The organism is Amycolatopsis sp. SID8362 (genome assembly GCF_010550475.1).
In the GTDB taxonomy this organism is placed as follows: domain Bacteria; phylum Actinomycetota; class Actinomycetes; order Mycobacteriales; family Pseudonocardiaceae; genus Amycolatopsis; species Amycolatopsis eburnea.
The window spans coordinates 1-705 of record NZ_JAAGNB010000807.1 but is presented as its reverse complement, the minus strand read 5'-3'; the positions used below and the strand labels follow the sequence as shown (position 1 = coordinate 705).

Below are 705 nucleotides of genomic sequence, written 5' to 3'. Positions count from 1 at the left end.
CGCCGGGCCGGCCGCGGTGGAGGCCGCCGCGGTGACGGCGGCCGGCTGCTCGTCGACGTTGTTCGTCGTGGAGACCCTCGACCACCTGCGCCGCGGCGGGCGGATTGGCCCGGCGGCGGCGCTGCTCGGCACCGCGCTCGCCGTGAAGCCGGTGCTGCACATGGCCGACGGCCGCATCCTGCCGCTGGAAAAGGTCCGCACGATGAACCGCGCGATCGCGCGACTGGTCGAGCTCGCCGCCGAAGCGGCGGCCGAAGACGACGTCGAGCTCGCCGTCCACCACCTCGCCTCGCCGGAGCGGGCGGTCGAACTGGCGAACCGGCTCGAGGAAGCGGTGCCGCGCTCGGCGGGCTGCGTGGTCTCCGAGCTGGGTGCGGTGATCGGGGCGCACACCGGACCCGGCGTGCTGGGCGTGGTCGTCCAGCGCACGGTCCCGTCCCGGAGCTAGCCGAACCCGCCAGCATGCCATCCGGGTACGACGGAAACGGCCGTTCCCGGACCGGGCCGGGGCTATCCGTCCACAACACCCCGGTTGTCCACAGGACGCGGCGCCACCCCTGTCGGACGCCTCCCCGCGCACCCTAACGTCGATCGTGTGTTCGAGCAGCCCGCCCGGGATCCGGGCCCTCCCGTCAACGACCGGCTCTCCTGGCTGGCCGACCAGCTCTCGCCCGATGCGAGCACGGTCGGGCCGGGTGGCCGGCT

At 74.6% G+C, this 705-nt stretch carries 1 protein-coding gene; it reads left to right on the top strand.

From position 1 onward, the window contains the following. Positions 1 to 448: DegV family protein (locus tag G3I65_RS24905; RefSeq protein WP_160698245.1), on the top strand; the 448-nt coding region annotated here is incomplete at its 5' end. Positions 449 to 705: the final 257 nt, after the last annotated feature.